Below are 25875 nucleotides of genomic sequence, written 5' to 3' on the forward strand. Positions count from 1 at the left end.
CGCGATGACGATCAAACACATCCTCAAGGCCCTCGTGACCCTGGTGCTCGGGCTGACGGCATTGCTGTTCTGTACGCAGTTGTGGCGCGCCTATGAACTGGCGCCCTGGACGCGGGACGGGCGGGTCAGCGCGCAGGTCATCCGTATTGCCCCCGAGGTCTCCGGCCAGGTGGAACACCTGCTGGTGGGCGACAACCAGTGGGTGGCCAAGGGCGCCTTGCTGTATCAGATCGACCGCAGCAGCTACCTGCTGGCCCAGCAACAGCGCGCGGCCGAGCTTGCCGAGGCACGCAGTGTGTTTGAGCAGCGCAGCGCACAGCTCAAGCGCCGCAACCAGCTGGGCGATGCCATTGCCCGGGAGGAAACCGACAACGCGGCCCGCGACCTGGCGGTGGCCAGGGCGCGCCTGGATGCGGCCCAGAGCCAGTTGGCCCATGCGCGGCTCGACCTGGACCGCACGACGATTCGTTCGCCGGTGGACGGCTATGTGACTCAGCTGCGGCTTCAGCCGGGTGACTACGCCACGGCCGGCGAGACCAATATCTTTGTGGTGGACAGCCATAGCTTCTGGGTCACCGGTTACTTCGAGGAGACCAAGTTGTCTGGCGTCAACGTCGGCGCTTCGGCCGCTATCAAGCTCATGGGCTATGCACCGCTGCTTGAAGGGCATGTGGCAAGCATTGGCCGAGGCATCGCCGACGGCAACGAGTTGCGCAGCAACAGTGGTTTGCCCCAAGTGGCGCCGACGTTCAGCTGGATACGCCTGGCCCAGCGGGTGCCCGTGCGCATCGAGCTGGACAAGGTGCCGGCGGGCGTGGAGCTGGCGGCGGGGATGACCGCCAGCATTGAGGTCAGCGAAGCGGGTGCCGCGCCGCGCTGGAGGCTGGTGCAATGGCTTCAGGCGTTCATGTGATGGGACGTGCGCTACGCATGCTGGGGGCATGGGAACCTGCGATATCGGGCTACGTACTGCGCAGCCTGATGGCGGCCTCATTGGCACTGTGGCTGGGGTTCCAGCTACACCTGGATTCGCCGTTCTCGGCCGCTTCAACCGTGTTGTTGCTGATCCATCCGCTACAGGGCGCGGTGGTGGGCAAGGGGCTCAACCGGGCGCTGGGCACCCTGGTGGGGTTGGCTGTCGCCTTGGTGCTGACCAGCCTGTTCGCCCAAAAAATGCTGCTGTTCATTCTTGGAATCGGCGTGTGGCTCGGCCTCTGTGTCGGAGCCATGACCGTGCTTCGGCACTACCAGGCCACGGCGGCGGTGGTTGCCGGCTACACCGTTTGCCTTGCCCTGGGCCCCGCCATTGTCGAGCCGCAGCAAGGTTTCGAGCATATCGTGGGGCGGGGCACGGCCGTTGTACTTGGCGTGGTGAGCCTGAGCCTGGTGGCCACGCTGTTCAGCCGCAAGACGGTGGAGCGCTCACTGAACGCGGCGCTTCGCGACGTTTCATCCCGCACCTTGCGGCTGCTGGCCACGCGCACTGACGGCGCGCCGGCGATTGCGCAAGGCCCGCTGGCCGTTGATATCAGCAAGGTGGACGACCTTCTCGGCATCGGCCGGGGGGAGTCGGTGCTGATCCGCGCAAGGCTCGCGACCCTCCAGGCAGGGCTTGCGTACCTGCATGCCGTGGTGCTGGACGAGTGTGCGTGGCCTTCCCACGCTCATATCGGTGCGCAGCTGCAACAGCTGGCTGAAACCATGCCCGGGTTTTCCATGGCGGCCGATCGTGTCCGGGCGCTGCAATGCAGCCTTGAAAGCCGTGCAAGCGAGCCGCGCTTGAATGAGCAACTGGACAACCTGGCCAGTGCCTTGTCGAGTTTTGCCTGCCTTGAGCGCGCGCCCCAAACACCGGCCCGCGCCGTGGGCTTCCACCGACACTACGGCGCTGCTTTGCGTAATGGTGTGCGAGCGTTGCTGGCCACCCTGGGCACCGCCGCGGTGTGGTACCTCACCGGCTGGGATCAGGGGCCAACCTTGTTGGCCGTACTGGGCCCGTACTGCACCTTGCTGGCTACCAGCCCGGCGCCCGAACAAGGCATCACGAGCCTTGCCAGGGGAACCTTCTACGGAATACTGGCGGCGGCGGGGTGCAAGTTCCTGCTGTTGCCACACATCAGCGGTTTCGGGTTGCTCACGGTGGTGCTGACTGCGTTCTGGGCGGTCGGGATTCATGCCACCACCCGGCCGCGCCATGCCCTGCAAGGCATCGCCTACCTGATTACCTTCAACACCCTCGTCGGCACCGCCGGGACCGCCCAATACGACTTCACCGACTTCGCCAATCAGGCCCTTGCCTGGTTGGTGACGCTTGCCATCTGCCTGCTGGCCTTCCAGCTGCTGCCGGGAAAACCCGCCAGCCACGCCCACGTCCTGCGCAAGGCGCTGCATAACGACACGCGCCGGTTGCTGCGTCATGGGCATCGTCTGGACCTGCTGAAGTGGCAGGCCACCCAACAGCAACGCCTCGTTGCCCTGCAGGCGGTGTCGGGCACCGATGAGGCGGGTGCAGTGTCGCTTCAGTTGGGTCGCCAGTTGAGGTTACTGCACCGCAAGACCCGCGACCTGGAGCCTGACTCATTGATCGCCAGATGCGCACAAACCGGCGCTCGGCGCATTTCCCGGTACGCCGCCCATTCATCCGTCAGCGCGGCCCAGGCGCGGCGGACCGCCAGGTCATTGACCCACCTGGGCGCCCACGAGCTGGCGGCTTGCTACCAGGATTTGGCCGGGCTGCTCGATCAGTACACACAGGTTTCAGCAAACACAACGAAGGTGAGATGAAATGAAGCAACTCCTTGTCTGGACGCTTTTCGGGATGATCGTGTCTGCGCCGGTAACGGTGCAGGCATCGGACGGGGCTGAAGCGCTGGCGCGCTGGCAGCAGCAATTCAAGCAAGAGCAGAAACAACGCACTGAGCAGCGGGCGGTGGCTCGCAAGGATCATAGGAATAGGCAAGGCTCATAGATTTACCGGCATAGGTCGACACTGATTACCTGGCTACCATGGGTACACATCCACCGAGGGCCATTTCCTATGAGTACGCAAAAAAACCTGTTCATTACCGGCATCAGCAGCGGCTTTGGCAAGGCGCTGGCAGCAGAGGCATTGGCTGCCGGCCACCACGTCATTGGCACCGTACGCAACCAGGAGGCCTTGCAAGGGTTTGAAGCGCTGTCTGCGGAACGTGCCCATGGGGTAATCCTGGATGTCACCGACTTTGAGCGGATCGACAGCGTTGTCGCCGAGGTGGAGACCCGCTTCGGCCCGGTGGACGTGCTGGTGAACAACGCCGGTTATGGCCACGAAGGCATTTTCGAAGAGTCGCCGCTGGAAGAAATGCGTCGTCAGTTCGACGTCAACGTATTCGGCGCGGTTGCCGTGACCAAGGCCTTCGTGCCGTACTTCCGCCAGCGCCGCAGCGGGCACATCATTAACATCACGTCCATGGGCGGCACCATTACCATGCCGGGCATCGCCTACTACTGCGCCAGCAAGTTCGCGCTGGAGGGCATCTCCGACACCCTGAGCAAGGAACTCAAGCCATTCAACATTTTCGTCACGGCCGTGGCGCCGGGTTCGTTTCGCACCGACTGGGCCGGCCGCTCGATGCAGCGCACGCCCCGCAGCATTGCCGATTACGACGCCAGCTTCGATCCGGTGCGCCAGGCGCGGGAAGCGAAAAGCGGCCACCAATTGGGTGACCCGCAAAAAGCCGCGCAGGCGATGTTGACGCTGATTGCCAGCGACAACCCACCGGCGCACCTGCTGCTGGGCAGTGATGCGCTGGGGTATGTGCGGGAAAAGCTCGCGCAATCGCTGCGGGATATCGATCAGTGGGAGGCGTTGACGCGTTCTACGGATGGTTGAGCGGGGGCATGAAGGAGCCCGGTTCACTTCAACGCCGGATCTCCAGGGTTGAGCTTCTTCCACGACTGCATCACCACCTGCGCCTTGGGCTCTTTTCCGTTCTCCAGGTAGTACTGGATCAGCGACAGCCGTGCATTGCGGTTATACGGCTGCAACGCCAGCAGCTTTTCCAGTTGCTCACAGGCCTGATCCACGTGCCCGCTGTCATGCAGCGCAACCGCCAGCACGTAGTTGTACTGTGGATTCGCCGGCTCCAGCCGTGCTGCTTCGCGCAGGTGCGGCATGGCGTTGGCCGTATCCCCGGCCCGAATCAGCATCAGCCCTTGAGTGTGCTGCAACAGTGCCGCCTCCGGATGCTGCTTGAGGTTGTCCGCTATCAGCGTGCGCGCCTCCTGTGACCGACCATTGGCTTCCAGCCATTGCGCGAGGGTCACCAGCGCCGGGAAGAAGTCCGGGTCTCGCAGCAACGCGGTGCGTAGTTGTGCTTCAACCTTGTCGCCCCGGCCGCTGGCCTGATACAGCATGGCCAGGTTGAGGTTGGCTTCGGCCCGCTCCAGCAGGCTCAGCTGCACATTTTCGTATTCCACGATCGCCTTGTCCCAGGCCGGCCCAAGGCCTTGCCCGGACGCGCTCAACAGGTCCCGGGCGGCGATGATCCGCACCGCCAGCACCGGGTCCCGCAGTAACGGTCCATACAACGCCACCCGCTCAGGTGGCGGCAGGAACGCACTGATCGCGCGCACTGCGCTTTCACGTACCTGCGGCGCCGGGTTGCCCAGCTCCCTGGTCGCCAGCTTCAACGCCTGCTCACTCGGGTAGTTGGGCAGTTCAGCGAGTAGGGTTGCGCGCTGGATCGCCGGCAGGTTGTTGCGTGCCAACTGGTCATACAGCGCCTGCGCCGCACCCGGCTGGCCGCCACGGATCAACGCCATGCTCTCGGCGTAACGCGGTGCATGCTCGGGTTCGCTGGCACTCCATAGCTTGAACTGTTCGCTGACCTTATCCCCGGGCCGCGGGATGCTGAAACTGTGGTCGTGCCGCCAGTCATTGCCCATGTAGAACTTGCCCGGCATATGGCAATCGACGCAGAACGAACCCGGCTCGCCGGCTGCGTGGCGGGTGTGTTCGGGGGAGTCGTAGTTCTTGGCCTGCAACCCGCGACCGTCCACCGTCGGCACCGGGGTTTTGCCTGCGGTGTTGTGGCATTGCAGGCACACGCCATTGCCCGGGGCCTTGAGTTCGGCGCTGTGGGGGTTATGGCAGTCGCTGCAGCGCACGCCCTTGTCGGCCATTTTGCTTTGGGCGAAGGAGCCGTGTTCGAACACTTCATCCTTGATCTTGCCGTCCAGCGCGTACAGCTCGCGGGTCAGGACACTGGGCAGGTAGTCGTCCATCAGGCGGTTGCCGACGGTATAGCCGTCTCCCAGGGGAGCACGGCGGGCGTGGCAGCGCGCGCAGGTTTCGAGCTCGACAGTGGCGTCTTTGTCCTTCAGGTTCACGGCAAAGCCTGCGTGCAGCAGGTCGCCTTTTTTTGCAGCCCATGCCACATGGTTCGACGCCGGGCCATGGCACGCCTGGCAGCCGACCCCCAGGCTGTTCCACTGGCTGTCGAAGCTGTTTTTGGCAGCCTCGAAATTGCGCTTGTAGCCGGTGGTGTGGCACTCCACGCACATGAAGTTGGCGTTCTGGCTGGGTTTGCTCCAGTGCAGCGGGTTCTTGAAGTTCACGCCCTGGCCCGGGTAGAGGTGAAACCAGCGGTTGTTTTGCGTATCCCAGGCTACGCCGAGGGCCTGCAAGCGCCCGTCGCCGACCTCGATCAGGTATTGCTGCAACGGTGCGATGCCGAAGGTATAGGCCACCTTGAAGTCCGCGGCCTTGCCGTCGGCACCGGGCGTATTGACCCAAAAATCGTCGCCCCGACGGGAGAAACGGGTGGTCTCGCCTTCGCTGCTGAACGACACATCGTTGAAGTCGGCCGGCACCGTCTCCGGCGTGGCAGCCTGCATCGCCAACTGGTGGTGCGAGCCTTGCCAGTCCTTGACCTGGGCCTGGTGGCAGCCCTGGCATTGCTGCTCATCGACCATGGTTGCCGGGGGCACGACCGCCACTGGCTGGGTCACAGGCGCCGGCGCCGCTACGGGCAGCCTGGGCGTGCTGGCCTGGAGAAAAAACCAGATCCCGGCCATGGCCAACAGCAACAAGGCGATCACGACGGGGTACAGGTAACGGCTGGATGAATCACGGGGAGGTACGGCTTTATTGTCAGGCTTGGGCATTGCGACTTCCGATGTCCGATGCATTGACGCTCTAGTGGCGCGCTTAAGCTTTGTGCAGCTTTGACGTTGGGCGCATGCCTGTCAAATGTGTGCTGTGAAATAGCTCGCAACCTGCAAGGTGAGGCGGGCTATTTTTCCAGAGTTGGCTATACCTACAAGCTCAGTGTTCCTTCGATGACAGCCAGGGAGTTCGACGATGAAGCTAGGACTAATGATCGGCACCGTATGCATTGCCTCAATCGGGGTGGTGGGATGTTCCAGCAAGGTGACGCAGCCGGACGAATACTCCGGGTTTCTCTCCGACTACAGCCACCTCAAGGAGGCCAAGTCGCCGTCGGGTGCAGAAGTGATGCGCTGGGTTGACCCCGACCTGAACCTGAGCCGCTATACCGCCGTTTACATCGAACCCACGCAGTTCTACCCCAAGCCGCAAGCCACCACGAAAATTCCCGACAGCACCTTGCAGGGCATCAACAGCTACTACAACCAGGCCCTCAAGCGCGAACTGGAAAAGTCCCTGCCACTGGCCAACGGGCCTGGCCCGGGGGTGATCGTGGTGCGGGCCGCCATCACGGCGGTCAGCAGCAAGACCGAAAGCCTCAAGCCGTATGAGTACATCCCCGTCGCCCTGGTGGCGGCCGCGGTGAGCACCGGTACCGGGATTCGCGACCAGGAAACCACCCTGGGCACCGAAGCCCAGTTCCTGGATGGCGGCAGCGGCAAGGTCATCGCCCAGGTCGTGCGCAAAGGCACCGGCAAGCCGTTGTCGAACGACTCCCAGGTGATGAAGGCCGATGACGTCAAAAGCGTGATCGATGGTTGGGCCTCGGACCTGCACCAGTCGTACCTGAAGCTCAAACGCTGAAGTGCTGTGCCCGGGGCTCGCGCCCCGGGCGACTACTGGCCGATAAACCAGCGGTAATAAGGGTTGGCACTGTCTTGCTGCAATACCGCCTGGATATCCCGACCCCAGGCGGCGCGGTCGCCGTCGTAGGCATGCAGGCTGGCGCGATAAAACTGCATCAGGCGCTGTTGTTCGCTGGCCAGCGTCCGTGTGAACCCCGGGTCTGCATTCAGCAAGGGCGCAGGCACCCGCAAATCCAGCAGTGCCGGCAACACCCGCGCGATTTCTTTACTGCGTACCCAGGGTGCGTATTCGATACGCGGCCGGTCATCGGTGACCGGCAACGCATTGCCCGCAAAGCGTTCCAGGCCCTGGCGATCGGTGACCCAGGTGGCGAGGAGGGTGGCGGCCGAATCAATGCCCACATCGCCGAGGGCGCTGCTCACGGTAGGTTGCTCAAAGCGCTGGCGAATCCGCGTGGCGTCCAGGTCGATGGGTTCCATGGAGCCCACCAGCAGCATTTCGTGGAACTCGCTGGTCCACAACGTGGCGTACGGGAACACGTCGAGGAAACTGCGCACCAGGGACTGAGAGTCCTCGAGGTTTTGCGTCGGCAGCGGCAGCCACTGGGCCAGCAGGCCGTTTTTCTCCAGGCGCCGGGCGGCCAATTGGTAGAAGTCGCGGGAGTAAAGGTTGACCACCCCGGCCGCCGACGGTGGCGGTGGTTCGAGGGTTATCAGGTCGTAGGCCTGTGGGTTGCGCAGCAGTTCCTGGCGACCGTCCCGCAGGCGCACATTCACACCCGGGTCACTGGCGGCATTGAAGTTGCCCTTGAACAACGGCGCCGCCTGGATCACCGATGGCAGCAGCTCGGCGACCACCCGGTGCTCAAGTCCCGGATAGCGCAGCAACGCCCCGGCAGTAATCCCGGTACCGAAGCCGATCACCAGAGCCGAACGGGGCTCGCCGTTATGGATCAACAGCGGCAACAGCGCCTGGACCCGCATATAGCGCAGGGACGGCATGGCGTCGCCGGTGTTGGACACGCCCTGGATGTACAGACGCTGAAAACTCCGCGCGCCCTGGCCCTGGGTGACCACGGCAACAGTGGCGCCGCGACCTTCCTGGTAGAACGCCAGGCTCGCATTGCGTGCTCCGGGCAGCAGCTTGGCCAGGCGGTCCACCGGGGTCAGCAGCGCCACTGCCAGTGACAGCAGGCCGAGAGCGACCACCGCCTGGCGCCGGCCTTTCTTCACCCCGTGGCCACGGCGCACGGCCATGTAGCCGATGGCGCCGGCAATCACGGCCAGCAAACCCAGGGTACGCACCAGCCCAAGCCAGGGAATCAGCACAAAACCACACAGCATCACCCCGACAATCCCGCCCAGGGTGTTGAACGCCACCACGGCGCCGACATCCCGACCCACCTGCTCGCTGCCCACGCTCAAGCGCAGAGCCAGGGGAAAGGCGGCGCCGAGCAGCAGGGTGGGCACAAACACGATGCACAGTGCGGCCACTGCAAAGCGTGCGCTCATGCCCGGCAGTTCGGCGCCGCCCAGGCTCAGCACCAGGGCTTCGGCCTGGGTTTGCAGGAGCACCAGCCAGCGGCCCAGCAGGGCGATTTCCAGCAAGGCTACCAGCCCGGCGCCGGCGATCAGCAGGCCGAATACGCCCCATGGGTCACGGATGCGTTCTACCCGTCGCGCCATGAACTGGCTGCCGATAAACAGCCCGGCCAGGTACGTGGCGAGTACCACGGCAAACGCATAGGTGCGGGTGCTCATGAACTGCACGATGGATTGCGACCACACCACCTCGTAGCCCAGGGCCACGCCACCGGCGATGGCATACAGCACCAGGGCCAGTCGCGCCGGTTGGGTGCTGCGAGTGTGAGTGATCGGCGTGGGCGTGTGACGCCGCACATACAGCAGCGCGCCGACGGCGGCCAGCAGGTTGAGCATCGCGGCCACCAGGGCACTGCCGCGCACGCCGAACGTGGCGATCAGCACGAAGGCGCTGAGCAAGGTGCCGGCAATGGCTCCCGCGGTGTTGGCCGCATACAGGCGGCCGCCGGCCTGGCCCAGGGCCTTGGGGTCGATGTCCAGCGAGCGCACCAGTACCGGCAAGGTGCCGCCCATCAACAGCGCCGGGATGCCCACCAGCACAAACGGCAGGAACCACGCCAGCAGGCCGATGTGTTGCTCCAGCCAGGCAAACGGGCTGGCGGCCATGCTCAGGGCGACAGTGGCGCCCACGCCGAGCACGGCGACGAGAATTTCGAGGATTGCATACAGCAGCAACGGTCGCGACAGGCGATCTGCCCAGCGCCCGAACAGCCAGCCACCCAACGCCAGCCCGGCAAAAAACGCGCTGATGCCGGTGGTGATGGCGTACACCTCAACGCCCACCACCAACGACAGTTGCTTGATCCACAACACCTGGTACACCAGCGCGGCCATGCCGGAGATGAACAGCAGCAGGGCGGGGACCAGGGTGGTGGAGGTGTGAGCCAATGCAGCGGGTTTGCTGGCGGTGCGTGACGACATTGCAAATAGCCTTATGCAAATACAGATCAAAGTGCGGTGAGGGAGCTTGCTGTGGTGAGGGAGCCTGCTGTGGTGAGGGAGCTGCTGTGGCGAGGGAGCTTGCTGTGGCGAGGGAGCTTGCTCCCGCTGGGGTGCGAAGCGCCCCCAAAACCAAACACCACGATTTACCTGAAAACACCGTGCTGTCTGGATGGGGGCTGCTGCGCAGCCCAGCGGGAGCAAGCTCCCTCGCCACAGCAAGCTCCCTCGCCACAGCAAGCTCCCTCGCCACAGCAAGCACCCTCACCACAGCAAGCTCCCTCACCACAGGTTACGCGCCGCTCGCGAGAACGGCGCTCAACGGCTATTGCGCCGGATTAGCCTTCATTTTTTCAGCAATCTTCGCATCCACCGCTGCGCGGATCTGGTCGACGCTGAAGCTGGCCGGTTTCTGGCTCGGCGGGTACTCGATGAACGTCTCGAGGAACTTCGCCGATTTGGTGACCGCCACGGCCACCAGGTAGATATTTTTCGTGGTCCAGTCGTAGTACTGGTCAGACACCACATCGGCGCGCTCATACGGGTCCATCCGCAAGTTGAGGATCTTCGGTACCCTCAGGCACACGAATGGCTCACTCCAGACCTTGAAGCCGCCCGGCGCACGCTGCTCGCAGAACACCGCTTTCCAGTTGTCGAAGCGCATCGACACCAGCACGCCGTCATCGTTGAAGTAGTAGAACTCGTTACGCGCGCCCTTGGGCTGCTGGCCGGTCAAGTAGGGCAACTGGTTAAAGCCATCCAGGTGCACCTTGAAGTTGGCACCGCCCGCGGTGGGCGCCCAGCCTTTGAGCAACTTGTCCTTCACCTCGGTATCGCCCGCGGCAGCCAGCAGGGTAGGGAACCAGTCCATGCCCGAGAACATTTCGTTCGACACCTCCCCCTGTTTGATCTTGCCTGGCCAACGAATCATCGCCGGTACGCGATAGGCACCCTCCCAGTTGGAGTTTTTTTCGTTACGGAACGGCGTGGTCGCCGCGTCCGGCCACGAGAACTGGTTCGGCCCGTTGTCGGTGGTGTAGACCACGATGGTGTTGTCGGCGATTTTCAGGTCGTCGAGGGTTTGCAGGAGTTTGCCGACATCGCCGTCATGCTCCAGCATACCGTCGGCGTACTCGTTGCCGGGCATGCCGCTCTGGCCCTTCATCGACTCGCGCACGTGGGTGAACAGGTGCATGCGGGTGGTGTTCATCCAGACAAAGAACGGTTTGTTGGCCTCCGCCTGTTTCTTGATGAACGCCTGGGCGGCGGCGGTGGTTTCGTCGTCGATGGTTTCCATGCGCTTGGTGGTCAAGGCGCCGGTGTCTTCGATCTTGCCGTCGGCGAAGCTGTGGATCACACCACGGGGGGAGTTGGCCTTGACGAATTCGGCATCGTCCTTGGGCCAGTAAGGCCGTTCGGGCTCTTCTTCGGCATTGAGATGGTAGAGGTTGCCGAAGAACTCATCGAAGCCGTGGTTGGTGGGCAAGTACTCGTCCTTGTCGCCCAGGTGATTCTTGCCGAACTGGCCAGTGGAGTACCCCAGGGACTTGAGTGCCTGGGCAATGGTGATGTCGCGCTTTTGCAAGCCGACGGAGGCACCGGGCGCGCCGACCTTGGACAAGCCCGTGCGCAACGGCGTCTGGCCTGTGATAAAGGACGAACGCCCGGCGGTGCAGCTGTTCTCCGCGTAGTAGTCGGTGAACATCATGCCTTCCTTGGCGATACGGTCGATGTTCGGGGTCTTGTAACCCACCACGCCCATGGAATAGGCGCTGATGTTGGTTTGCCCAATGTCATCGCCGAATATCACCAGGATATTCGGCTTGTCGGCGGCCCAGGCAGATGCCGAGCCCCCCATCACCGATACCGCCACCAGGGCGAGTTTCGGCAGCCACTTGCGTATGCGAGTCATATGACTTGCTCCTTTCTCGGCTTGAGTCGCAGTGCCTGCGACCAACGTTTAGTACAGTCCATCGCGACGTCTTTTCTTATTGCACCTGCTTTTGCACAGCCGGCTCGAAGGGGTAGATACGGTTCCATTCGGTCGCCATGTCCACCACGGTCCAGCCTTTTGTCTTGGCCTCATCGAGCGCCTTGTCCAGGCGCCCGACTTGAGAGTTGCGGTCATAGGCCCACTCGCGCCTGGCGTCGGTGTGGTGCACCAGGCCCATGAAGCGTTTGCCAGCGCCTGCAGCCGTCCACTGCAGCATCTGCAGGTCACCGTCGGAGTTGCCGAAGGCCAGGATCGGCCGGCGGCCAATGATCGAGTCGATGCTTTCCGGCTTGCCCGGGCCGTCGTCGTTGTGGGCCAGCTTGGCGGTGCGCAGGACCTGCGGCGCACCGTCCTTGATCTGGAAAGCGGTGACGAAGTTGGAGCCGATCACCTGTTCCGGCGGCACGCCGTAGACCACCTCGGCAAAGGCGCGCATGAAGGCGGTGTCCCCGCCGGAAACGATGTAGGTCTTGAATTGCTGGCTGCGCAGGTAGTCGAGCATCTCCAGCATCGGCTGGTAGATCATCTCGGTGTAGGGCTTGCCGGTTTTCGGGTGGCGGGCCTGGGTGAGCCAGGTCTTGGCGTTGTCGATAAAGGCGTCGGTGGTCAGGCCGGTGTGGGTTGCGCCGATGATTTTCAGCAGGCCGTCCATCCCGCTTTGGGCCAGGGCCTGATGGTCGTTTTCGATGACCGCCTTGAACGGTTGGGTGGTTTTCCACTCCGGGTGCTGCGGCGCCAGGCGTTTGATTTCGTCGAAGGCAAACAGCACCTCGAAGTAGGCCGGCTGCTCGGTCCACAGGGTGCCGTCGTTATCGAATACGGCAATGCGCTCGGCGGGTTTTACGTAGTCCCTGGAGCCTTCGGCCGTCACGGCCTGGACGAATTCGATGATGTGTTGTTTGCTCGGGCCTTCGTTCCACGACGGCAGTGGGTCGGCGGCCAGGGCCGGCAGGCTGAACAGCAGGAGAAGGGGCAGGACAGAACGGAGAGACGTCATGGGAAATCCTTTTCGCGACGAGGGTTCAGTGGTAGCAAGCGTAGCCGACGAAACAGCCAGCGCAACGCCCCGCAGCCACGTCGCCACAGCGGCGGGATACGTGGCCAGATGCCATGCACGAGGTACGCCGCCAGCACCGACACCACCACGGCAGTGCCCCACGCCAACCCGTGCCGCGATAACTGCCAGCGGCTGTGTTGCCCGAGTTGCTTGAGGTCTTCGGCAATGGAAAATGCCGGGGTGTAGGCGCTCGCCGCGTGTGCCTCCACGCTGACCTCAGGCACTCGTGTGACTTGCAGGCGATGGTTGCGGCTGTCCCACCATTTCACGCTGATGGCGGGCAGTTGGTAATGGCCGGCTTGCTCGACGCGGTACACCTGGCGGTCGATGCGTTGGCCGCCGCTGATGTGGCCGCGTCCATCATCCAGGTTGCTGATGATGGGTGATTGCGGGTAGCGGCGCAGGCCTTTCACCTCGGCCTGGCCAGGCGGTGGCAAGGACAGGCCGGGGGTGTTGTCGGCTTGCAGGGTGAGGGTGCGGGTGAGGGTGTCGCCGACCTTGAGCGGTGTGGGTGTGAGGGTTTGGGTCAGGCGCAAACCATCGGCCACCAGGACGGTCTCTCCGGGCTCGAACCCCGGCGGCCGGGAGGCCTGGAATGACAGCGGTGCAGTCTGTGCACTCATCGGCGCAGTGGCTTGGCCGGGCTGGGCCTGCACCGTCAGCGCCGGAATCTCAAAGGTCCGGGCCACCGCAGGCGTGATGCGATAACGGTAGCGCATGCCGTAGAAGGTCTTGCCCTCGATCACCTGGTTCAGGTGTTCAGCCTCACCGTCCGGTGCCTGCACCCGTGCACCGGGCAGTTGCAAGGGCGGCAGGTTGGCGGCGGCGGTAAACCAGCTGTCGGTCAACACATCGACCTGCAGTTGCACCTGCTCGCCCACCACCACGTCATTGCCGGGCACCAACTGTGCCTGCACCCTCAGTTGCGGCTCGACCGCCCATAACGGGCCCGTCACCAGCAATAACAGCCAGCAGAGACGGTTCATGGCTGCGCTCCCTGGTCCTGCAGGCTGAACTTGCGCCGCAGGAAGTTTGCCGGGGAGGTCGTCAGGTTCTGCAGCCACAACGCATCGTTGCTCGCCTGCTCCGTCTCGATCGCCTTGCTCTTGCCCTTGCCGGCGGCCTTGTCGAACTTGATCGCATCCGGCTTGACCTCGGGGGCGTTGTCCGAGGCGTTTTCGGTGTCCTTCTTCAGCGCCAGGGCCAGGGCCAGGTTCGCGCTGGCCTCGGGGAATTGTGGCTGTAGCTGCAAGGCTTGTTGATAGGCGGCGATAGCGTCGTCGAACTTGAAGCGGCGTACCTGAATATTGCCCCGGTAAAACGCGGCCTGGGCCGTGTCGAGTTGGGAAAACGTCGCCAGGGCCAGGTCATAGTCGGCGGCGTTGTAAGCGGCGATGCCTTTCCAGTACGGGTCTACAAACAGCCCGGCGGCGGCGGGGTAGTGATGGTGCTCGAAGGCCCAGCGGCCCTGTTGATCGCGGGTGAAAAATGCATCGGTCAGGGCATTGGCTTCGGCCGGCGCAGGTTGCAGGAACACCCCGAGCACCAGCACCGCCATCCAGTTCAGGCTCCAGCCCCGGCGCACGCTGAACAACGCCAACAGCAGCAGCGGCCAGCACAGCCAGTAACCGGCGTCTTTCCATTGCAGGTTGCGCTGTTGCTCGTCGGCATTCTGGAAATGCTGCTGGGCGTGCAGCTCCACCCAGTCCAGATCGTCATCGTTGAGGGTCAGGCTGCCCAGTGGCGCGTCGGTGGCGGACGCCAGTTGCTTCAAGGCACCGGCATCGAAGTTGACGCCGACCGCCAATACCAGCACCTGCAACGGGCTGTCCGCCAGGTGCTGCTTGAGCTGCGGCAGTTGGGCGGGATCGGCGCCGTCGGTGATCAGCAACAGGCTGCCGGGGGCTTTTTCAGCCGCCAGCAGGCGTCTGGCCTGGTCGATCACCCCGGCCACATCGCGCCCGGGTTTGCTGATCAGGTCGGTGGCCAGGGCCTGGATAAAACTGTCCAGCAGCGCCGGGTCGTCCGTCGGCGGCAACACCAGGTGCGCGCTGCCGGCGTACACGATCAACGCGGTGCGCGCACCCTGGCGACGCTGCACCAGGTCATGCAACTTGTGTTTGGCGGCTTGCAGGCGGGTAGGCGGCACGTCGGCGGTGTCCATCGACGGCGACAGGTCGAGGGCGATGATCAGCGGCGCACGGTTCTCCAGGAAGTCGGGACGGTCCTGGTCCCAGGTAGGCCCGGCGCTGGCCAGCGCGCCGAGGACCAGCAAGGCGCTGACCAGATGCACTGGCCTCAGGCGATGGGAATCCTTAGGCGTCAGCAGTAAATGCGGCAACAGGTGCGGCGCGATATTGCCCCGCAGCCGGCGTTGCAGGTCCTTGCTGCGCCGCCACAGCAACGGCAGCAACAAGCCAGGCACCGCCAGCAACAGCCAGGCCGGACGCAGGAAGTGGAAGTCACTGAGGTTGAGTTCCATCGCGGACCTCCCGCCGTTGCCGTCTCAGGTGCGGCCACAACGCGGCGACCAGGTGATACAGCGCCAACACACTGATCGCCGCCGCCAGGGGCATCCAGAACAGGTCGCGCTTGGGTTGGTGGCTCAGGGTCTTCACCTGGTGCGGGGTGATCTGGTCGAGGGTGGCGTAGACCTGGTCCAGGGTGTCGCGGTTTTCGGCCCGGAAATACCGCCCGCCGGTGGCCTCGGCAATCTGTTGCAGGGCGCTGAGGTTGACCTTGGCCTCACCCGAGGCGCCAGGGTCGCCAATGCCGATGGTATGAATCACCACGCCCTTGGCCGCCGCCATCGATGCCGCGTGGTCGGGCGGGATCGCGCTGCTGGTGTCGTTGCCGTCGGTGAGCAGGATCAGCACCTTTTCCTGCTCGTGGGCCTGGTCCAGCAGTTTCAGGCTCAGGCCGATGGCATCGCCAATCGCCGTATTGGGTCCGGCCATGCCGATGCCGCTGTCATCCAGCAGCAGCGACAGGCTGGCGTGGTCCAGGGTCAACGGCGCCTGGGGATAGGCGCCGCTGCCAAACAGGATCAGGCCGATACGGTCGTCCTGGCGGCGCTGGATGAACCCGTGCACCACCTGTTTTACCGCCGCCAGGCGGTTGATCTTCTGGCCGTTGGCGTCGGTAAAGTCCTGGGTTTCCATGGACTGCGAGATGTCGATGGCCAGCATCAGGTCGCGTACCGGCTGTTGGCGTTCGATGGGTTTTTCGATCCATACCGGGCGGGCAATGGCCACTACCAATAGCGCCCAGACCAGCAGATTCAGCAGCAGTTGCAGACGGTTGGTGCGGATGCCGCTGGCCGCCGGCGTCTGTCCCACCGCCCGGCTGAGGCTGGCAAAAAACGGCACGCGTACGGCGCTGCGGGCTTCGCGGTATTCCGGCAGGTATCGGTAGGCCAGCCATGGCAGCGGCAGCCCGAGCAACAGCCAGGGGTAATCAAGCTGCCACATGATGATGCTCCACCCAGGCTTTGCACTGGGCCAACAGCTGGTCGCGTTGTGCGCTGGACATATCGGCCGGCCCATACGCCAGGCTCGCCAGTTGACGGCTGAAATCCTCCGGCAGCGGCGTGGGCGCATGGCGCAGCAGGAAGGCCTGCCAGGCGGTGCCGCTCAAGGTTGGCACGCGCTGGTGTTCGTCAGGCGCAAGGGGCATCGACAGGGCCACGCGTTTGAGCAGTGCCGGCAGCTCCCGCAGGTCTTCGATCGCATCAAGGTGCGCCAAGGCTTCGCGGCGATAGGCATTGCGCCGCCAGTGCAGCCAGGCCCGGATGCCCAGCGCCAGCAGCACAATGGCGAGTACCCCAAGCAGCACCCACCAGCCCCATGTCTGCGGCCAGTAACTGACTGGCGCGGGCAGGCCCAACTCCTTGAGCTGTTCAATGCTGGGGATGTTGGCGTTCAACGGCGCCTGCCCAATTCGTCACGCAGTTGGTCAACCGCAGGCCGCGCGGTGCTGATCATCAGCAGCGGTACCTGGCTGCGGCGCAACAGGCTGGCGACGTCCTTGAGGCGGCCGCCGAGAAAGTCCCCCAGGGGCTGGCGCACCTGGCGTTTCTGTACCGCCAGTTCGACCTGCAATTGACCCTGGGTGACCATCAGGTGCCCGGTGTCGGGCACGTTCAGCGCCAGTGGGTCGTAGACTTGCAGGGCGATCACATCGTTGTGGGCCGACAGTTGCCGCATCAATTGCAGGGTGCGCTCGCCAGCACCGGCAAAGTCACTGACGATGCAGATCAAATGATCATGCCCGGCCAGTGCCAGGCATTGTTGCAGCACCTTGTCGAGTTGGCCGTCGGCCTCATGGTCCGGATTGCCGGCGCTCAGCGCGGTGTTCTGCTGGACGATCCGGCTGCACAGGGTTTCGACGCGCTTGCGGCTGCGCAGCGGCGCCACGCTGTCGATACGCTCATCGTTGAATACCAGGCCGCCGACCCGGTCGCCTGCGTTGAACACCATCCATGCTGCCAATGCCGCCAACTCGGCGGCGACGGCGGATTTGAAGCTGCGCACCGAGCCGAAAAACATCGACATGCGCTGGTCGACCACGATCAGCGCCGGGCGATCGCGCTCCTCGGTAAAGGTACGAACCACCGGCTTGCCGGTACGCAGCGAGGCACGCCAGTCCAGGTGGCGCAGGTCATCGCCGGGCTGGTAGCGCCGCAGCTCATCGAAGTTCAAGCCGCGCCCGCGCAGCCGCGAGGCGTGGTTGCCGGCGAGGATGCTGCCCTGGGGCTGGCGCGCCACAAAGCTCAGGCCACGGGCCTGGAACTGCAGGGCCATCAACTGCCCCAGGGACACGTAGACCAGGCCGTCGGCGTTCATGCCGGGATCGCCACGTTGCCCAGCAGGCGGTCCAGCACCTGGTCAGCCGTGACGCCATCGGCTACGGCGTCGTAGCTCAATTGCAGGCGGTGACGCAGCACCGGGTGCGCCACGGCCTGCACGTTTTGCGGGGTGACGAAGGCCTGGCCTTGCAACCAGGCATCGGCGCGGGCGGCGCGGTCCAGGCCGATGCCGCCACGGGGACTGGCACCAAGGCTGATCCAGCGCGCCAGGTCGGCGTCGTAGTCGGCGGGATGGCGGGTGGCGTTGATCAGGTCGATCAGGTAGCGGTCGATGGCGGGGGACACCTGGATCGCGCTGACTTCCTGGCGGGCGGCGAAGATCACCTCGGGCGCCAGGGTGAAGCCTTGGGTCGTCGCGCTCGCGGCGTGCTGCTCTTCTTCGCGCAACAGGCGCAGCACCTGGCTTTCGTTTTCGGCGGTGGGGTAGTCCAGCAGGACCTTCATCAGGAAACGATCCATCTGCGCTTCCGGCAGCGGGTAGGTGCCTTCCTGTTCGATGGGGTTTTGAGTCGCGACCACGATAAACAAGTCGGGCAGCGGGTGGCTGGCGCCGGCCACGGTGATCTGGCGTTCTTCCATGGCTTCGAGCAAAGCCGCCTGGACCTTGGCCGGGGCGCGGTTGATTTCATCGGCGAGGATCAGGTTGCCGAACAGCGGGCCTGGCTGGAAGCGGATCTGGTTCTGGCCGTCCACCTGGTGCAGCACCTCGGCGCCGGTGATGTCCGAGGGCAGCAGGTCGGGGGTGAACTGGATGCGGCTCATCTTCGCGTCCAGGTGCCGGGCCAGGGCCTTGACCGTGCGGGTCTTGGCCAGCCCCGGGAGGCTTTCCAGCAGCAGGTGACCGTTGGCCAGCAGGCCGATCAGGATCTGGCGGATCACCTGGTCCTGGCCCAGCACGCTCTCGGCGATGCTGGCTTGCAGGGCGGTTAAATCATTGAGCGCTGTCATCACAGTCTTCCTTGAAACGGTGGGTCACCAGGGCGCGGCGACCACGATGTACTGCACGGAACTGCCGACGTATTGCGGCTGGTACCAGGTGGGCCCGCAGTGCTGGTAGGCCACGCCATTGGCGACCACCGAGACGCAATCCACCGGCACCGTGGTGACCCGGGTGCCGATGGCGAGGATGGTCGCCGTGGTTGCGCCGACGACGGCAGCGGCGGCCCATGGGTGGTACCAGTCATCTCCGTGGGGTGGCGGAGGAGGAGGTGGCGGCGGTGGCGGTGGCATCGGATGCGGCCCGGGTTGTGGCCCTGGATATGGATGCGGGCCAGGCTCGGGATGCGGCCCTGGTTGAGGATGGGGCTGCGGGTGCGGCGCAGGAATTGGCGGCATCGGCCGGGGTGCGGGCATCGGGTGCGGCGCAGGCATCGGCGGGCGGTAACCGCCACCGCCGCCATGGGGCACCACGAACGTGCGTGCACCACCACCTCCACGCACTTGCCAGGCCTGGGCAGCCAGCGGGTCGAACAGCATCAGCAGCAAACTCGCGGTCAGTAGCGCCGAAGTGCTTTTCATGGCTGCTCTCCGTGGGGCTCCAACTGCTGCAAGGGCACCGCGCGGGCGCCGGCCGGGGGCGTGAACTCAAAATCCTTGGGCGCGGGTGGGCTGTTGAGTTGCCACAGGTAATTGACGCTGTGCCGGGGATGTTCGGCGGTGTCGCGGCGACTGATCACCAGCCGGCACGGCAAGGGTTGCGCGCCCTGGCGGATCCACAATTGCCAGTCGATGTCCGGCTGGCGGTAGGCGAAATGGGTGCAGGTCTGGCCGTCGATGGTTTCGCTGCCGATCAACACGGCGTTGCTGATGCCCACTTCCCTGGCGGTGCCGGGGTTCCAGCGGAACAGGTCGGCCAGGGGCAACTCGATGCCATAACGTTCGCTCAACTGGTCGAGCAGACCGCCAATGTTCGCCGGCGCGGCCTGGTTGGCGAAGTAGCCGCTGCGGCTGTCGTACAGGGTGAAGCGTTTACCGTTGTAGAACAGGCTGCGGCGTTCACCGTCGCTTTCCACCGAGACTTGCAGCTTGTCCGGCTGCATCGCCGCGAGGCGGGTCTGGTGACTGAATTCGATGGTCTGGCCGTTATCCAGCACCTGGTCGGTGTGGCTGTGGGCGTCGATGCGAAACTGCTGCAGGCTGCGCAGGTAGCCGCCCATCTGCTCCAGGGCGGTGAGGGCCTTGGGTTCCAGTTCGTCGGCCCAGACGGTGTGGGCGTTCACCAGCAGGCCTGTCAGCAGTAAACGCGCGAGATGCATACGGGACATGGCGCACTCCGTTCATTCCATGAAAGTGGCTCTCACCAGACGTACTGCAGGCGGAACGTCCAGGTGTTCACATCCGGCGACCCGGTGCGCTCCGAAACCGTATCGTTATAGGCAATCAGGCCGCCAAATTGCGGTGACAGCATGAACCCCAGGCTGGCGCCCAGCAGGCCGTTTTCCTGTTTGTTGTCTTGCCAGTCGCCGTCGATCCGGCTTTCGCCGCCCCGGTTGTAGGTGGCGTCCAGCGAGACCCAGAGCGCGCGGTTGATGGTGTAGCTGTAGTGACCCTCGATGGCGTACAGCGGTTTTTGCTCCAGCTTGCTGTCGCCGTGGTAGTCCTTGTTGTCGCCGAACAGCGAGACGTAGGTGTTGATTTCAAGCCAGGTCGGGCCGATGGGCGTGCCGAAGCCCAGCTCCGGCTTGAACACCCAACGGTTGGAACCGATGTTGATGACACGGTCTTTATCGTAGTCACCGGTGGGCATGGTCATCCACAGCGCGCCGGTGAGGAACGTCTCGGGTTTCCAGCTGGCGAACTCCTGGGCCGTCAGTGCCGGGCCGCCGAAGATGTTATGGGCGAACACGATCTGCGTGTCGCCCATGCCGCCGTTGCGCTTGGTACCGCTGAAGTACTGCGCATTGTCGAAGGACGCGGATACGTCGGCGTAAGGCTGGATAAACTGGATGGCGCTGCTGCGCCCGTCGATGCCGAACGAACGGGCGAAACGGAACAGGTAAAGGTCGGCATTCAACGACAGGCCGGTGATCGGCAGCGTGGTGTCGATCGGGGTGTTGGTGTCGATCCGGTTGTAGTAGCCGAACACCATGTTCAGGTCCGTCGGGGTGTTCTGCCAATCCCTGGCATTGTCGGCAAACCCTATCCCTGGCAACAGTGCCAGCGTGGCGGCCGTTAACGCACTCAGTTGACTACGTGAAGCCATGGCTCTACTCCTTCTAAATACCAGCACGCTCAAACAGTCCTTATTTTCCAAACGTCACGTTGATCCCGGCGAACAGCGTGAATTGGGGCAAGTCATCACCCTTGCGGGCGACGGTCCATTGCGGTTCTAAAAACGCGTTGAAGATATTGCCGCCGGCTTTCCAGGCCTTGCCGGCACCGAAACCGATGGGAATGTAGTGAGTGTCGTTTTTCAGGTCGAAGGTCCAGGTGCCGGTGGAGCGCAGGTACCAGCCCTTGGGCAGGTTATGCATGATGAACGGCTGGAACGTGGCGCTTTCGACATGGGGCCGGCCGCGGTCGCCGGCGAACGAACTTTGGTACTGCACCAGCGCACCGAGCAGTCCTCTTGGGGAGGCATCGATGGCGACGGCGGCCAGGCCGGCCTGCCATTTGCCGGTGCCCAGTTCGTCGTGCTCGGCGGTGGGCGCGGTGATTTGCGGGCCGATGCCCAGTTGCACGCCTTCAGTCTTGAGCAGGAAGATATCGAACAGGTTCAGGTCGCCAATCCCGGTGCTGTAGCCGCTATGGGGATCCGGCCGGGTGCTGATGGGCAGGGTAGCGCGCAACAGTTGCGGTACGCCCAGCACATCCGACGGCGCTATAGGCAATGTGCCACGCAGCAACAGGTCATTGGTGTGGGCATTGGTGTCGAAGAGCCTGGGGCTGTAGTAATCCTGCAGATTCGCACCCGGCGCGAGGTTCAGCGGGTTATTGCTCTTGTTGGCCGTGTCGGCGTTATCGGCCCACGCCCAGGACGCGGGCAACACTAAAGCCGCCAGCAAAATTGCCGGGACAGACGGTGACCTGAGCATGGTGGCTCCCCAATTCCCTGGAAATAAACCCGATAGCGCATTGATGAAGGCTAAGGGGCTGCCCCTATTCGAACTTGTTTGTAGGACATGTCGTTTTAAGCTAGCAGCAAAATCCAGACTCGCTAGTTAACCGAAAGAATTAGTTGGTTTGTGCGGGAGTTATCACGGGCTCTTTGAGGATTACAACGAGATCGAGCAGACGTACTTACAGCGCTCGGCCAAAAGCGGACATTCCAAGCCGAGTAAGACAAAGGAGTTTCGCAAATGTGGCGCCCATCTACCGAGTTCCGGCCCTCTAACCCTTCAGAACCAACGACATGTCCGGATATTTCGCACACATGAAGTCGACGAAAGCGCGAACTTTCGGCGCAGCAAGGCGCCTGGATGTATGCAATACCCAGAGTGCCGGCTCTTCACCCGAGACCGTGCCCCACTGCACCAACTCGCCACGGGCAAGCTGGTTCCAGGCGATGGACTGGGGGATCAACGCTGCGCCACCGCCCGCGATAGCCGCATCGCGAACCATCAGTAACGAAGAGAACCGCAGCTTGGGGATCGGATCCAGGATCAACTGCCCACCATCGAGACTCCAGTGGGTGGGCTGAAAACTCGACATTACGACGCAGGGCACGGGCCTGATTGCGCCGGGCATAGGCTTGGGCACTTCAGGCGCCGCCACAACCACCAGCCGGTCCTTGGCGAAGCAGCGGCCGACCAAACGGCTGTCCGGGCTCGGGTTGACCCGAATCGCGACGTCATAGTGTTCCTCGACCAGATCGACCAGGCGATCCTCTGCCGCGACTTCGATTTCGACCTCTGGGTAGGCGCTACAGAATTCGACGCCGATACGGCCCATCGCAAGCTGGGAGAACAGCACCGGGGAGGCCACACGCAGGCGTCCGCGAGGTATCGATAAGCCCTCACGGGCGGCCTTCATCGCTTCGGCCACCTCGCCCAACGGGCCTTCTGTGCGGGCCATCAGGCTTTCGCCGGCTTCGGTCAGCTTCAGGCCGCGAGCGCTGCGCTCGATCAGCCTCACGCCCAGTTGCTCTTCCAGGTCGGCGATTCGTCGCGACAAGGTGGCTTTCGAGATACCGCTCGCACGGCTTGCCTTCCCCAGCCCCTCATTCGTTGCGACGAGCATGAAATCGATCAGCGCGTTCAGGTTCATGGTGTTCCATTTTTGAAACGAAGTGTCTGCATTTTGGTGTCTCTGCTTTATCTGTGCAACAGCCTATCTTCTCGTCATCGCAACGCAAGACGAGGAATTGCAATGAACACACTGCAACGCGCTGTATTGATCCGAGCCTACGGCGGCGCTGACGCCGCGCAAGTGGCCGAGATCGAAAAGCCTGAACCAGCACTAGGCCAGGTGCTGGTTCGCGTTCGAGCCGCCGGCGTGAACGGCATCGATTGGAAGGTCCGTGAAGGCCTGGTGCGAAGTGCCTTTACGCTGCCACTGCCCATCGTCCTCGGCGCCGAAATGGCGGGCGTCATCGAGGCGGTCGGTGCCGGTGTCACGCGCTTTCGTGTTGGCGATCGAGTCATGGGCGCGATGGGTGAGCTGGGCGCGTACGCCGAATTCGTGACCGTCAGTGAAGCGAGTCTTTCCCCTACGCCTGAAACCCTGGACGACGTCCAGGCTGCGGCGATTCCCGTCGCCGCCGTCGCCGCCTGGAAGAGTCTTCACCACGCCGGGCCGATTCACCCCGGCCAGAAAATCCTCATTCACGGCGCGGCGGGCGCATTGGGCGCCTATGCCGTGCAATACGCCAAGCGCGCCGCCGCTGAAGTCTTCGCAACAGCCGGTACGGCTGACCTGGAGTATGTACGCCGCCTGGGTGCGGACCACGTCATTGACTATCGATCCCAGCGTTTCGAGGACGTCATCCAGGGCATCGACCTGGTGCTCGACTACGTCGGGGGAGAGGTACTGGATCGCTCGTGGCAAGTGTTGGCGGAAAACGGCGTGATTGTTGGCACCTCATCCCCCGACATTCTGGCGCGCACACCGGCGAATCGCCGAGGCCTCTGGTTCATGAACAAGCCAGATCCGGCATTGCTGGAGACGCTGGCCCAGGAAGTCGCCAGCGGCACGCTGCAGTCCCGGATTGGCGAGGTCGTCGGTTTCAGTGACATCCCGCAAGCCATCGAACGCAATCGCAGCGCTTCAGGAACCGGCAAGGTCGTGGCCGACTTCTCTCGCTGACTCACCCTAACTATCCACTGCAGGAGATTCAAACATGAGCATTCTTGTTATCGGCGCCACGGGCACCATTGGTTCACTCATCACTCAGGGGCTTGCCGACGCGGGGGCCGAGGTCAAAGCTCTTGTGCGCCAACCCGGTAAGCGCGAATTTCCGGCCGGCGTCACTGAGGTGGTTGCAGACCTCACCGATGTCGCGTCGATGCGCGTCGCGCTGTCGTCGGTGCGCACGCTGTTCCTGCTCAACGCGGTGACGCCCGATGAGGTGACGCAAGCGCTGATCACGCTGAACCTCGCCCAGGAAGCTGGCATCGAACGCATTGTCTACCTGTCGGTGATTCATGCCGACAAGTTCACCAATGTTCCGCACTTCACCGGCAAGCAAACCGTTGAGCGCATGATCGAAAGCCTCGACATTCCCGCGACTATTCTGCGGCCCGCTTACTTTATGCAAAACGACCTTATGGTCCGGCAGACGATCCAGAACTACTCGGTGTACCCGATGCCAATCGGCTCGGCCGGCGTCTCGATGATCGATGCGCGCGATATTGCCGATGTCGCCGTGGCAGAACTGCTGAGACGCGACAACGCATCTTCTGCTCTCGATCGTGTAACGCTGGAGTTGGTGGGGCCGAAAGCACTGACTGGCGCCTACGTGGCAAAGACCTGGAGTGCAGCCCTGGGGCGTGAGGTCGCCTATGGCGGTGATGATGTAGCCGCTTTCGAGGGGCAGCTGGCTTCGTACGGTCCGGCCTGGCTGGCGTATGACATGCGCCTGATGATGGCGGGTATCCAGGTGTTCGGCATGCAAGCCGCTGACGGAACAGTGGAGCGATTGGAGGCCATCATTGGGCACCCATTGCGCACCTATGAAGACTTCGTTCGCGAGGCGATTGCCCAGGCATAAACGGTCGGGGCAGGGGGCGAATCATGCTTTGGTGAACATGTCCGCCCCGTACTCGGTCCATACCGCCTTAGTAGACGACCCAGGCGGAGTCGTTGTCGGCCGACAGCACGCAGCGCTCGACCCACCGCACGCCTTCGACGCCAGCGTCGATGCCCGGGTAACGCACCGCGCTGAGGGCCTGGGTATCGGCGCGGGCAGTCGCATCCATGGCCAGGGCAAAGCGGTAATAGAGATTGGCCCAGGCTTCGAACAAACCTTCCGGATGCCCGCCGCCAATGCGATCGTCGATCAGTGCATCGGGGTGCAGGTAACCCATGCCGCGCTCGAGTATTTGTGCGGGCTGCCCTTGGACCTCGAAGCTCAATTGGTTAGGGCGCTCATCCCACCATTCGAGACTGGCGCGAGAGCCGATGACGCGGATTTTCTGGCCGTGCATGGAGCCGGCATTGACCGCGCTCGACCAGACCATGCCCATCGCGCCGCCTTCGTATTCCATCAAGGTGTAGGCGTTGTCTTCTAGGGGCGCGCGGCTGGCAACGAAGCTTTGCCGACTGCACATCAGGCGTTTGATTTTCAGGTCAGGCAGCATCACTTCCGACAGGTACAGCGGGTGCGTCCCGACGTCACCCAGCACGTAGCTCGGGCCTGCCTGACGCGGATCGACACGCCATTGCGTCGCCTGGCTCTGGGCCTCTACCGGCGCGCTATGGAAACCGTGGGCGAACTGCATGTGCACCATGCGCACGTCGCCCAGTTCACCGGCGGCGATCATTTGCCGGGCTTGCTCGATCAGTTGATGGCCGGCATACCCGTAGGTCACGCCGACGATGCGGTTTTGCTTATGCGACAGTTCGCGCAGGGTTTCGGCCTGCTCGACGGTAAAACACAGGGGTTTTTCACACACCACGTGCAGCCCGGCTTCCAGCGCTGCCTTGGTGATGGCGTAGTGCGTGCCATTGGGGGTGGCGATCGACACCGCTTGAATGCCGTCTGGCCGTCGGGCTTCCTGTTCGAACAGGCTCAGGTAATCGGCGTAACAGCGTTCGGGCTCGACCCCCAGTTGCTCGCCGAATTCGCGGCCACGCGCCGCATCGATATCGAATGCGCCCGCCACCAGTGCGAAGGTGTTGTCACGCAGTGCGGCGCAGCGGTGGATGTAGCCGATCTGGCTCTGGCTGCCGCCGCCGACCATGGCCCAGCGGATGGGTTGGGGGATTCGTTTGCTGCCGTTGATCATGGGGTGTGCCTCGTGTGGG

The 25875-nt window shown here is 63.5% G+C and carries 23 protein-coding genes; 7 read left to right on the top strand and 16 right to left on the bottom strand.

Annotated elements, in window-relative coordinates; translation table 11 throughout:
• Window positions 1–4: 4 nt before the first annotated feature.
• The 4 genes from V3W39_RS21015 to V3W39_RS21030 all read left to right on the top strand — a co-directional run bounded on the left by V3W39_RS21015 (window position 5) and on the right by V3W39_RS21030 (window position 3871).
• Entirely contained in the window at window positions 5–913 is a 909-nt protein-coding gene (locus V3W39_RS21015) for an efflux RND transporter periplasmic adaptor subunit (RefSeq protein ID WP_177133410.1), read from the top strand.
• A complete protein-coding gene (locus tag V3W39_RS21020) occupies window positions 913–2784 on the top strand; it encodes an FUSC family protein (RefSeq protein ID WP_330213260.1) in 1872 nt (623 codons plus the stop codon). Before V3W39_RS21015 ends, V3W39_RS21020 begins: the two co-directional genes overlap by 1 nt.
• A 1-nt stretch (window position 2785) precedes the next feature.
• Window positions 2786–2968 carry a hypothetical protein gene (locus V3W39_RS21025; protein WP_330213261.1) on the top strand — a complete coding sequence of 61 codons (183 nt, stop codon included), beginning with the start codon at window positions 2786–2788 and terminating at the stop codon, window positions 2966–2968.
• A gap of 69 nt (window positions 2969–3037) precedes the next feature.
• Complete coding sequence (locus V3W39_RS21030; RefSeq protein ID WP_330213262.1) at window positions 3038–3871, top strand: oxidoreductase; 834 nt, start codon at window positions 3038–3040, stop codon at window positions 3869–3871.
• Between the two features lie 23 nt (window positions 3872–3894).
• On the opposite strand, the gene V3W39_RS21035 is transcribed toward V3W39_RS21030, so the two are convergent.
• Window positions 3895–6147 carry a tetratricopeptide repeat protein gene (locus tag V3W39_RS21035; protein ID WP_330213263.1) on the bottom strand — a complete coding sequence of 751 codons (2253 nt, stop codon included), beginning with the start codon at window positions 6145–6147 and terminating at the stop codon, window positions 3895–3897.
• A gap of 196 nt (window positions 6148–6343) precedes the next feature.
• On the opposite strand from V3W39_RS21035, the gene V3W39_RS21040 reads away from it, so the two are divergent.
• Entirely contained in the window at window positions 6344–7012 is a 669-nt protein-coding gene (locus V3W39_RS21040) for a DUF3313 domain-containing protein (RefSeq protein ID WP_177045345.1), read from the top strand.
• Window positions 7013–7044: 32 nt separating this feature from the next.
• Here the strand turns inward: V3W39_RS21040 and V3W39_RS21045 are convergent, their stop codons facing one another.
• The 14 genes from V3W39_RS21045 to V3W39_RS21110 form a co-directional block, all read right to left on the bottom strand.
• On the bottom strand, window positions 7045–9537 hold the full coding sequence (locus V3W39_RS21045) for a fused MFS/spermidine synthase (protein ID WP_330213264.1): 2493 nt from the start codon (window positions 9535–9537) through the stop codon (window positions 7045–7047).
• Between the two features lie 343 nt (window positions 9538–9880).
• Window positions 9881–11467: an arylsulfatase gene (locus tag V3W39_RS21050; RefSeq protein WP_330213265.1), complete on the bottom strand. Its 1587-nt coding sequence runs from the start codon at window positions 11465–11467 to the stop codon at window positions 9881–9883.
• A 76-nt stretch (window positions 11468–11543) separates the two neighbouring features.
• Entirely contained in the window at window positions 11544–12545 is a 1002-nt protein-coding gene (locus V3W39_RS21055) for an HAD family hydrolase (protein ID WP_177121168.1), read from the bottom strand.
• Window positions 12542–13591, bottom strand: a complete 1050-nt coding sequence (locus V3W39_RS21060) for a hypothetical protein (protein WP_330213266.1) — start codon at window positions 13589–13591, stop codon at window positions 12542–12544. The genes V3W39_RS21055 and V3W39_RS21060 overlap by 4 nt, the downstream gene beginning before the upstream one ends.
• The gene (locus V3W39_RS21065) at window positions 13588–15087 is read right to left on the bottom strand and encodes a VWA domain-containing protein (protein ID WP_330213267.1); all 1500 of its coding nucleotides are present in this window, start codon (window positions 15085–15087) and stop codon (window positions 13588–13590) included. The genes V3W39_RS21060 and V3W39_RS21065 overlap by 4 nt, the downstream gene beginning before the upstream one ends.
• Window positions 15068–16075, bottom strand: a complete 1008-nt coding sequence (locus tag V3W39_RS21070) for a vWA domain-containing protein (RefSeq protein WP_330213268.1) — start codon at window positions 16073–16075, stop codon at window positions 15068–15070. The genes V3W39_RS21065 and V3W39_RS21070 overlap by 20 nt, the downstream gene beginning before the upstream one ends.
• A complete protein-coding gene (locus V3W39_RS21075) occupies window positions 16062–16529 on the bottom strand; it encodes a DUF4381 domain-containing protein (protein WP_330213269.1) in 468 nt (155 codons plus the stop codon). The genes V3W39_RS21070 and V3W39_RS21075 overlap by 14 nt, the downstream gene beginning before the upstream one ends.
• On the bottom strand, window positions 16526–17449 hold the full coding sequence (locus V3W39_RS21080; protein WP_177045328.1) for a DUF58 domain-containing protein: 924 nt from the start codon (window positions 17447–17449) through the stop codon (window positions 16526–16528). The genes V3W39_RS21075 and V3W39_RS21080 overlap by 4 nt, the downstream gene beginning before the upstream one ends.
• A complete protein-coding gene (locus tag V3W39_RS21085) occupies window positions 17446–18420 on the bottom strand; it encodes an AAA family ATPase (protein ID WP_259195765.1) in 975 nt (324 codons plus the stop codon). The genes V3W39_RS21080 and V3W39_RS21085 overlap by 4 nt, the downstream gene beginning before the upstream one ends.
• Before the next feature lie 24 nt (window positions 18421–18444).
• Window positions 18445–18990 (bottom strand): hypothetical protein, encoded by a 546-nt coding sequence (locus tag V3W39_RS21090; RefSeq protein ID WP_177133433.1) that lies wholly within the window; start codon window positions 18988–18990, stop codon window positions 18445–18447.
• A complete protein-coding gene (locus V3W39_RS21095; protein WP_330213270.1) occupies window positions 18987–19736 on the bottom strand; it encodes a DUF2092 domain-containing protein in 750 nt (249 codons plus the stop codon). The genes V3W39_RS21090 and V3W39_RS21095 overlap by 4 nt, the downstream gene beginning before the upstream one ends.
• Window positions 19737–19768: 32 nt before the next feature.
• On the bottom strand, window positions 19769–20674 hold the full coding sequence (locus V3W39_RS21100) for a transporter (protein ID WP_330213271.1): 906 nt from the start codon (window positions 20672–20674) through the stop codon (window positions 19769–19771).
• Between the two features lie 40 nt (window positions 20675–20714).
• On the bottom strand, window positions 20715–21506 hold the full coding sequence (locus tag V3W39_RS21105) for a hypothetical protein (protein ID WP_330213272.1): 792 nt from the start codon (window positions 21504–21506) through the stop codon (window positions 20715–20717).
• Between the two features lie 295 nt (window positions 21507–21801).
• Entirely contained in the window at window positions 21802–22677 is an 876-nt protein-coding gene (locus V3W39_RS21110; protein WP_330213273.1) for a LysR family transcriptional regulator, read from the bottom strand.
• 102 nt (window positions 22678–22779) lie between these two features.
• On the opposite strand from V3W39_RS21110, the gene V3W39_RS21115 reads away from it, so the two are divergent.
• Window positions 22780–23715 (top strand): NADP-dependent oxidoreductase, encoded by a 936-nt coding sequence (locus V3W39_RS21115; RefSeq protein ID WP_330213274.1) that lies wholly within the window; start codon window positions 22780–22782, stop codon window positions 23713–23715.
• Window positions 23716–23749: 34 nt separating this feature from the next.
• Window positions 23750–24619 carry an NmrA/HSCARG family protein gene (locus V3W39_RS21120; RefSeq protein ID WP_330213275.1) on the top strand — a complete coding sequence of 290 codons (870 nt, stop codon included), beginning with the start codon at window positions 23750–23752 and terminating at the stop codon, window positions 24617–24619.
• A gap of 67 nt (window positions 24620–24686) precedes the next feature.
• Here the strand turns inward: V3W39_RS21120 and V3W39_RS21125 are convergent, their stop codons facing one another.
• Entirely contained in the window at window positions 24687–25856 is a 1170-nt protein-coding gene (locus tag V3W39_RS21125) for a Gfo/Idh/MocA family protein (RefSeq protein ID WP_330213276.1), read from the bottom strand.
• Between the last annotated feature and the right edge of the window lie 19 nt (window positions 25857–25875).

The sequence above is a fragment of the Pseudomonas sp. Z18(2022) genome (assembly GCF_036346535.1).
GTDB lineage: Bacteria > Pseudomonadota > Gammaproteobacteria > Pseudomonadales > Pseudomonadaceae > Aquipseudomonas > Aquipseudomonas yamanorum_A.

Excerpts from the sequence above, each read along its gene's own strand:
- V3W39_RS21015 (WP_177133410.1), top strand. The coding sequence starts at position 5 with ATGACGATCAAACACATCCTCAAGGCCCTCGTGACCCTGGTGCTCGGG.
- V3W39_RS21020 (WP_330213260.1), top strand. The coding sequence starts at position 913 with ATGGGACGTGCGCTACGCATGCTGGGGGCATGGGAACCTGCGATATCG.
- V3W39_RS21025 (WP_330213261.1), top strand. The coding sequence starts at position 2,786 with ATGAAGCAACTCCTTGTCTGGACGCTTTTCGGGATGATCGTGTCTGCG.
- V3W39_RS21030 (WP_330213262.1), top strand. The coding sequence starts at position 3,038 with ATGAGTACGCAAAAAAACCTGTTCATTACCGGCATCAGCAGCGGCTTT.
- V3W39_RS21035 (WP_330213263.1), bottom strand. The coding sequence starts at position 6,147 with ATGCCCAAGCCTGACAATAAAGCCGTACCTCCCCGTGATTCATCCAGC.
- V3W39_RS21040 (WP_177045345.1), top strand. The coding sequence starts at position 6,344 with ATGAAGCTAGGACTAATGATCGGCACCGTATGCATTGCCTCAATCGGG.
- V3W39_RS21045 (WP_330213264.1), bottom strand. The coding sequence starts at position 9,537 with ATGTCGTCACGCACCGCCAGCAAACCCGCTGCATTGGCTCACACCTCC.
- V3W39_RS21050 (WP_330213265.1), bottom strand. The coding sequence starts at position 11,467 with ATGACTCGCATACGCAAGTGGCTGCCGAAACTCGCCCTGGTGGCGGTA.
- V3W39_RS21055 (WP_177121168.1), bottom strand. The coding sequence starts at position 12,545 with ATGACGTCTCTCCGTTCTGTCCTGCCCCTTCTCCTGCTGTTCAGCCTG.
- V3W39_RS21060 (WP_330213266.1), bottom strand. The coding sequence starts at position 13,591 with ATGAACCGTCTCTGCTGGCTGTTATTGCTGGTGACGGGCCCGTTATGG.
- V3W39_RS21065 (WP_330213267.1), bottom strand. The coding sequence starts at position 15,087 with ATGGAACTCAACCTCAGTGACTTCCACTTCCTGCGTCCGGCCTGGCTG.
- V3W39_RS21070 (WP_330213268.1), bottom strand. The coding sequence starts at position 16,075 with ATGTGGCAGCTTGATTACCCCTGGCTGTTGCTCGGGCTGCCGCTGCCA.
- V3W39_RS21080 (WP_177045328.1), bottom strand. The coding sequence starts at position 17,449 with ATGAACGCCGACGGCCTGGTCTACGTGTCCCTGGGGCAGTTGATGGCC.
- V3W39_RS21085 (WP_259195765.1), bottom strand. The coding sequence starts at position 18,420 with ATGACAGCGCTCAATGATTTAACCGCCCTGCAAGCCAGCATCGCCGAG.
- V3W39_RS21090 (WP_177133433.1), bottom strand. The coding sequence starts at position 18,990 with ATGAAAAGCACTTCGGCGCTACTGACCGCGAGTTTGCTGCTGATGCTG.
- V3W39_RS21095 (WP_330213270.1), bottom strand. The coding sequence starts at position 19,736 with ATGTCCCGTATGCATCTCGCGCGTTTACTGCTGACAGGCCTGCTGGTG.
- V3W39_RS21100 (WP_330213271.1), bottom strand. The coding sequence starts at position 20,674 with ATGGCTTCACGTAGTCAACTGAGTGCGTTAACGGCCGCCACGCTGGCA.
- V3W39_RS21105 (WP_330213272.1), bottom strand. The coding sequence starts at position 21,506 with ATGCTCAGGTCACCGTCTGTCCCGGCAATTTTGCTGGCGGCTTTAGTG.
- V3W39_RS21110 (WP_330213273.1), bottom strand. The coding sequence starts at position 22,677 with ATGAACCTGAACGCGCTGATCGATTTCATGCTCGTCGCAACGAATGAG.
- V3W39_RS21115 (WP_330213274.1), top strand. The coding sequence starts at position 22,780 with ATGAACACACTGCAACGCGCTGTATTGATCCGAGCCTACGGCGGCGCT.
- V3W39_RS21120 (WP_330213275.1), top strand. The coding sequence starts at position 23,750 with ATGAGCATTCTTGTTATCGGCGCCACGGGCACCATTGGTTCACTCATC.
- V3W39_RS21125 (WP_330213276.1), bottom strand. The coding sequence starts at position 25,856 with ATGATCAACGGCAGCAAACGAATCCCCCAACCCATCCGCTGGGCCATG.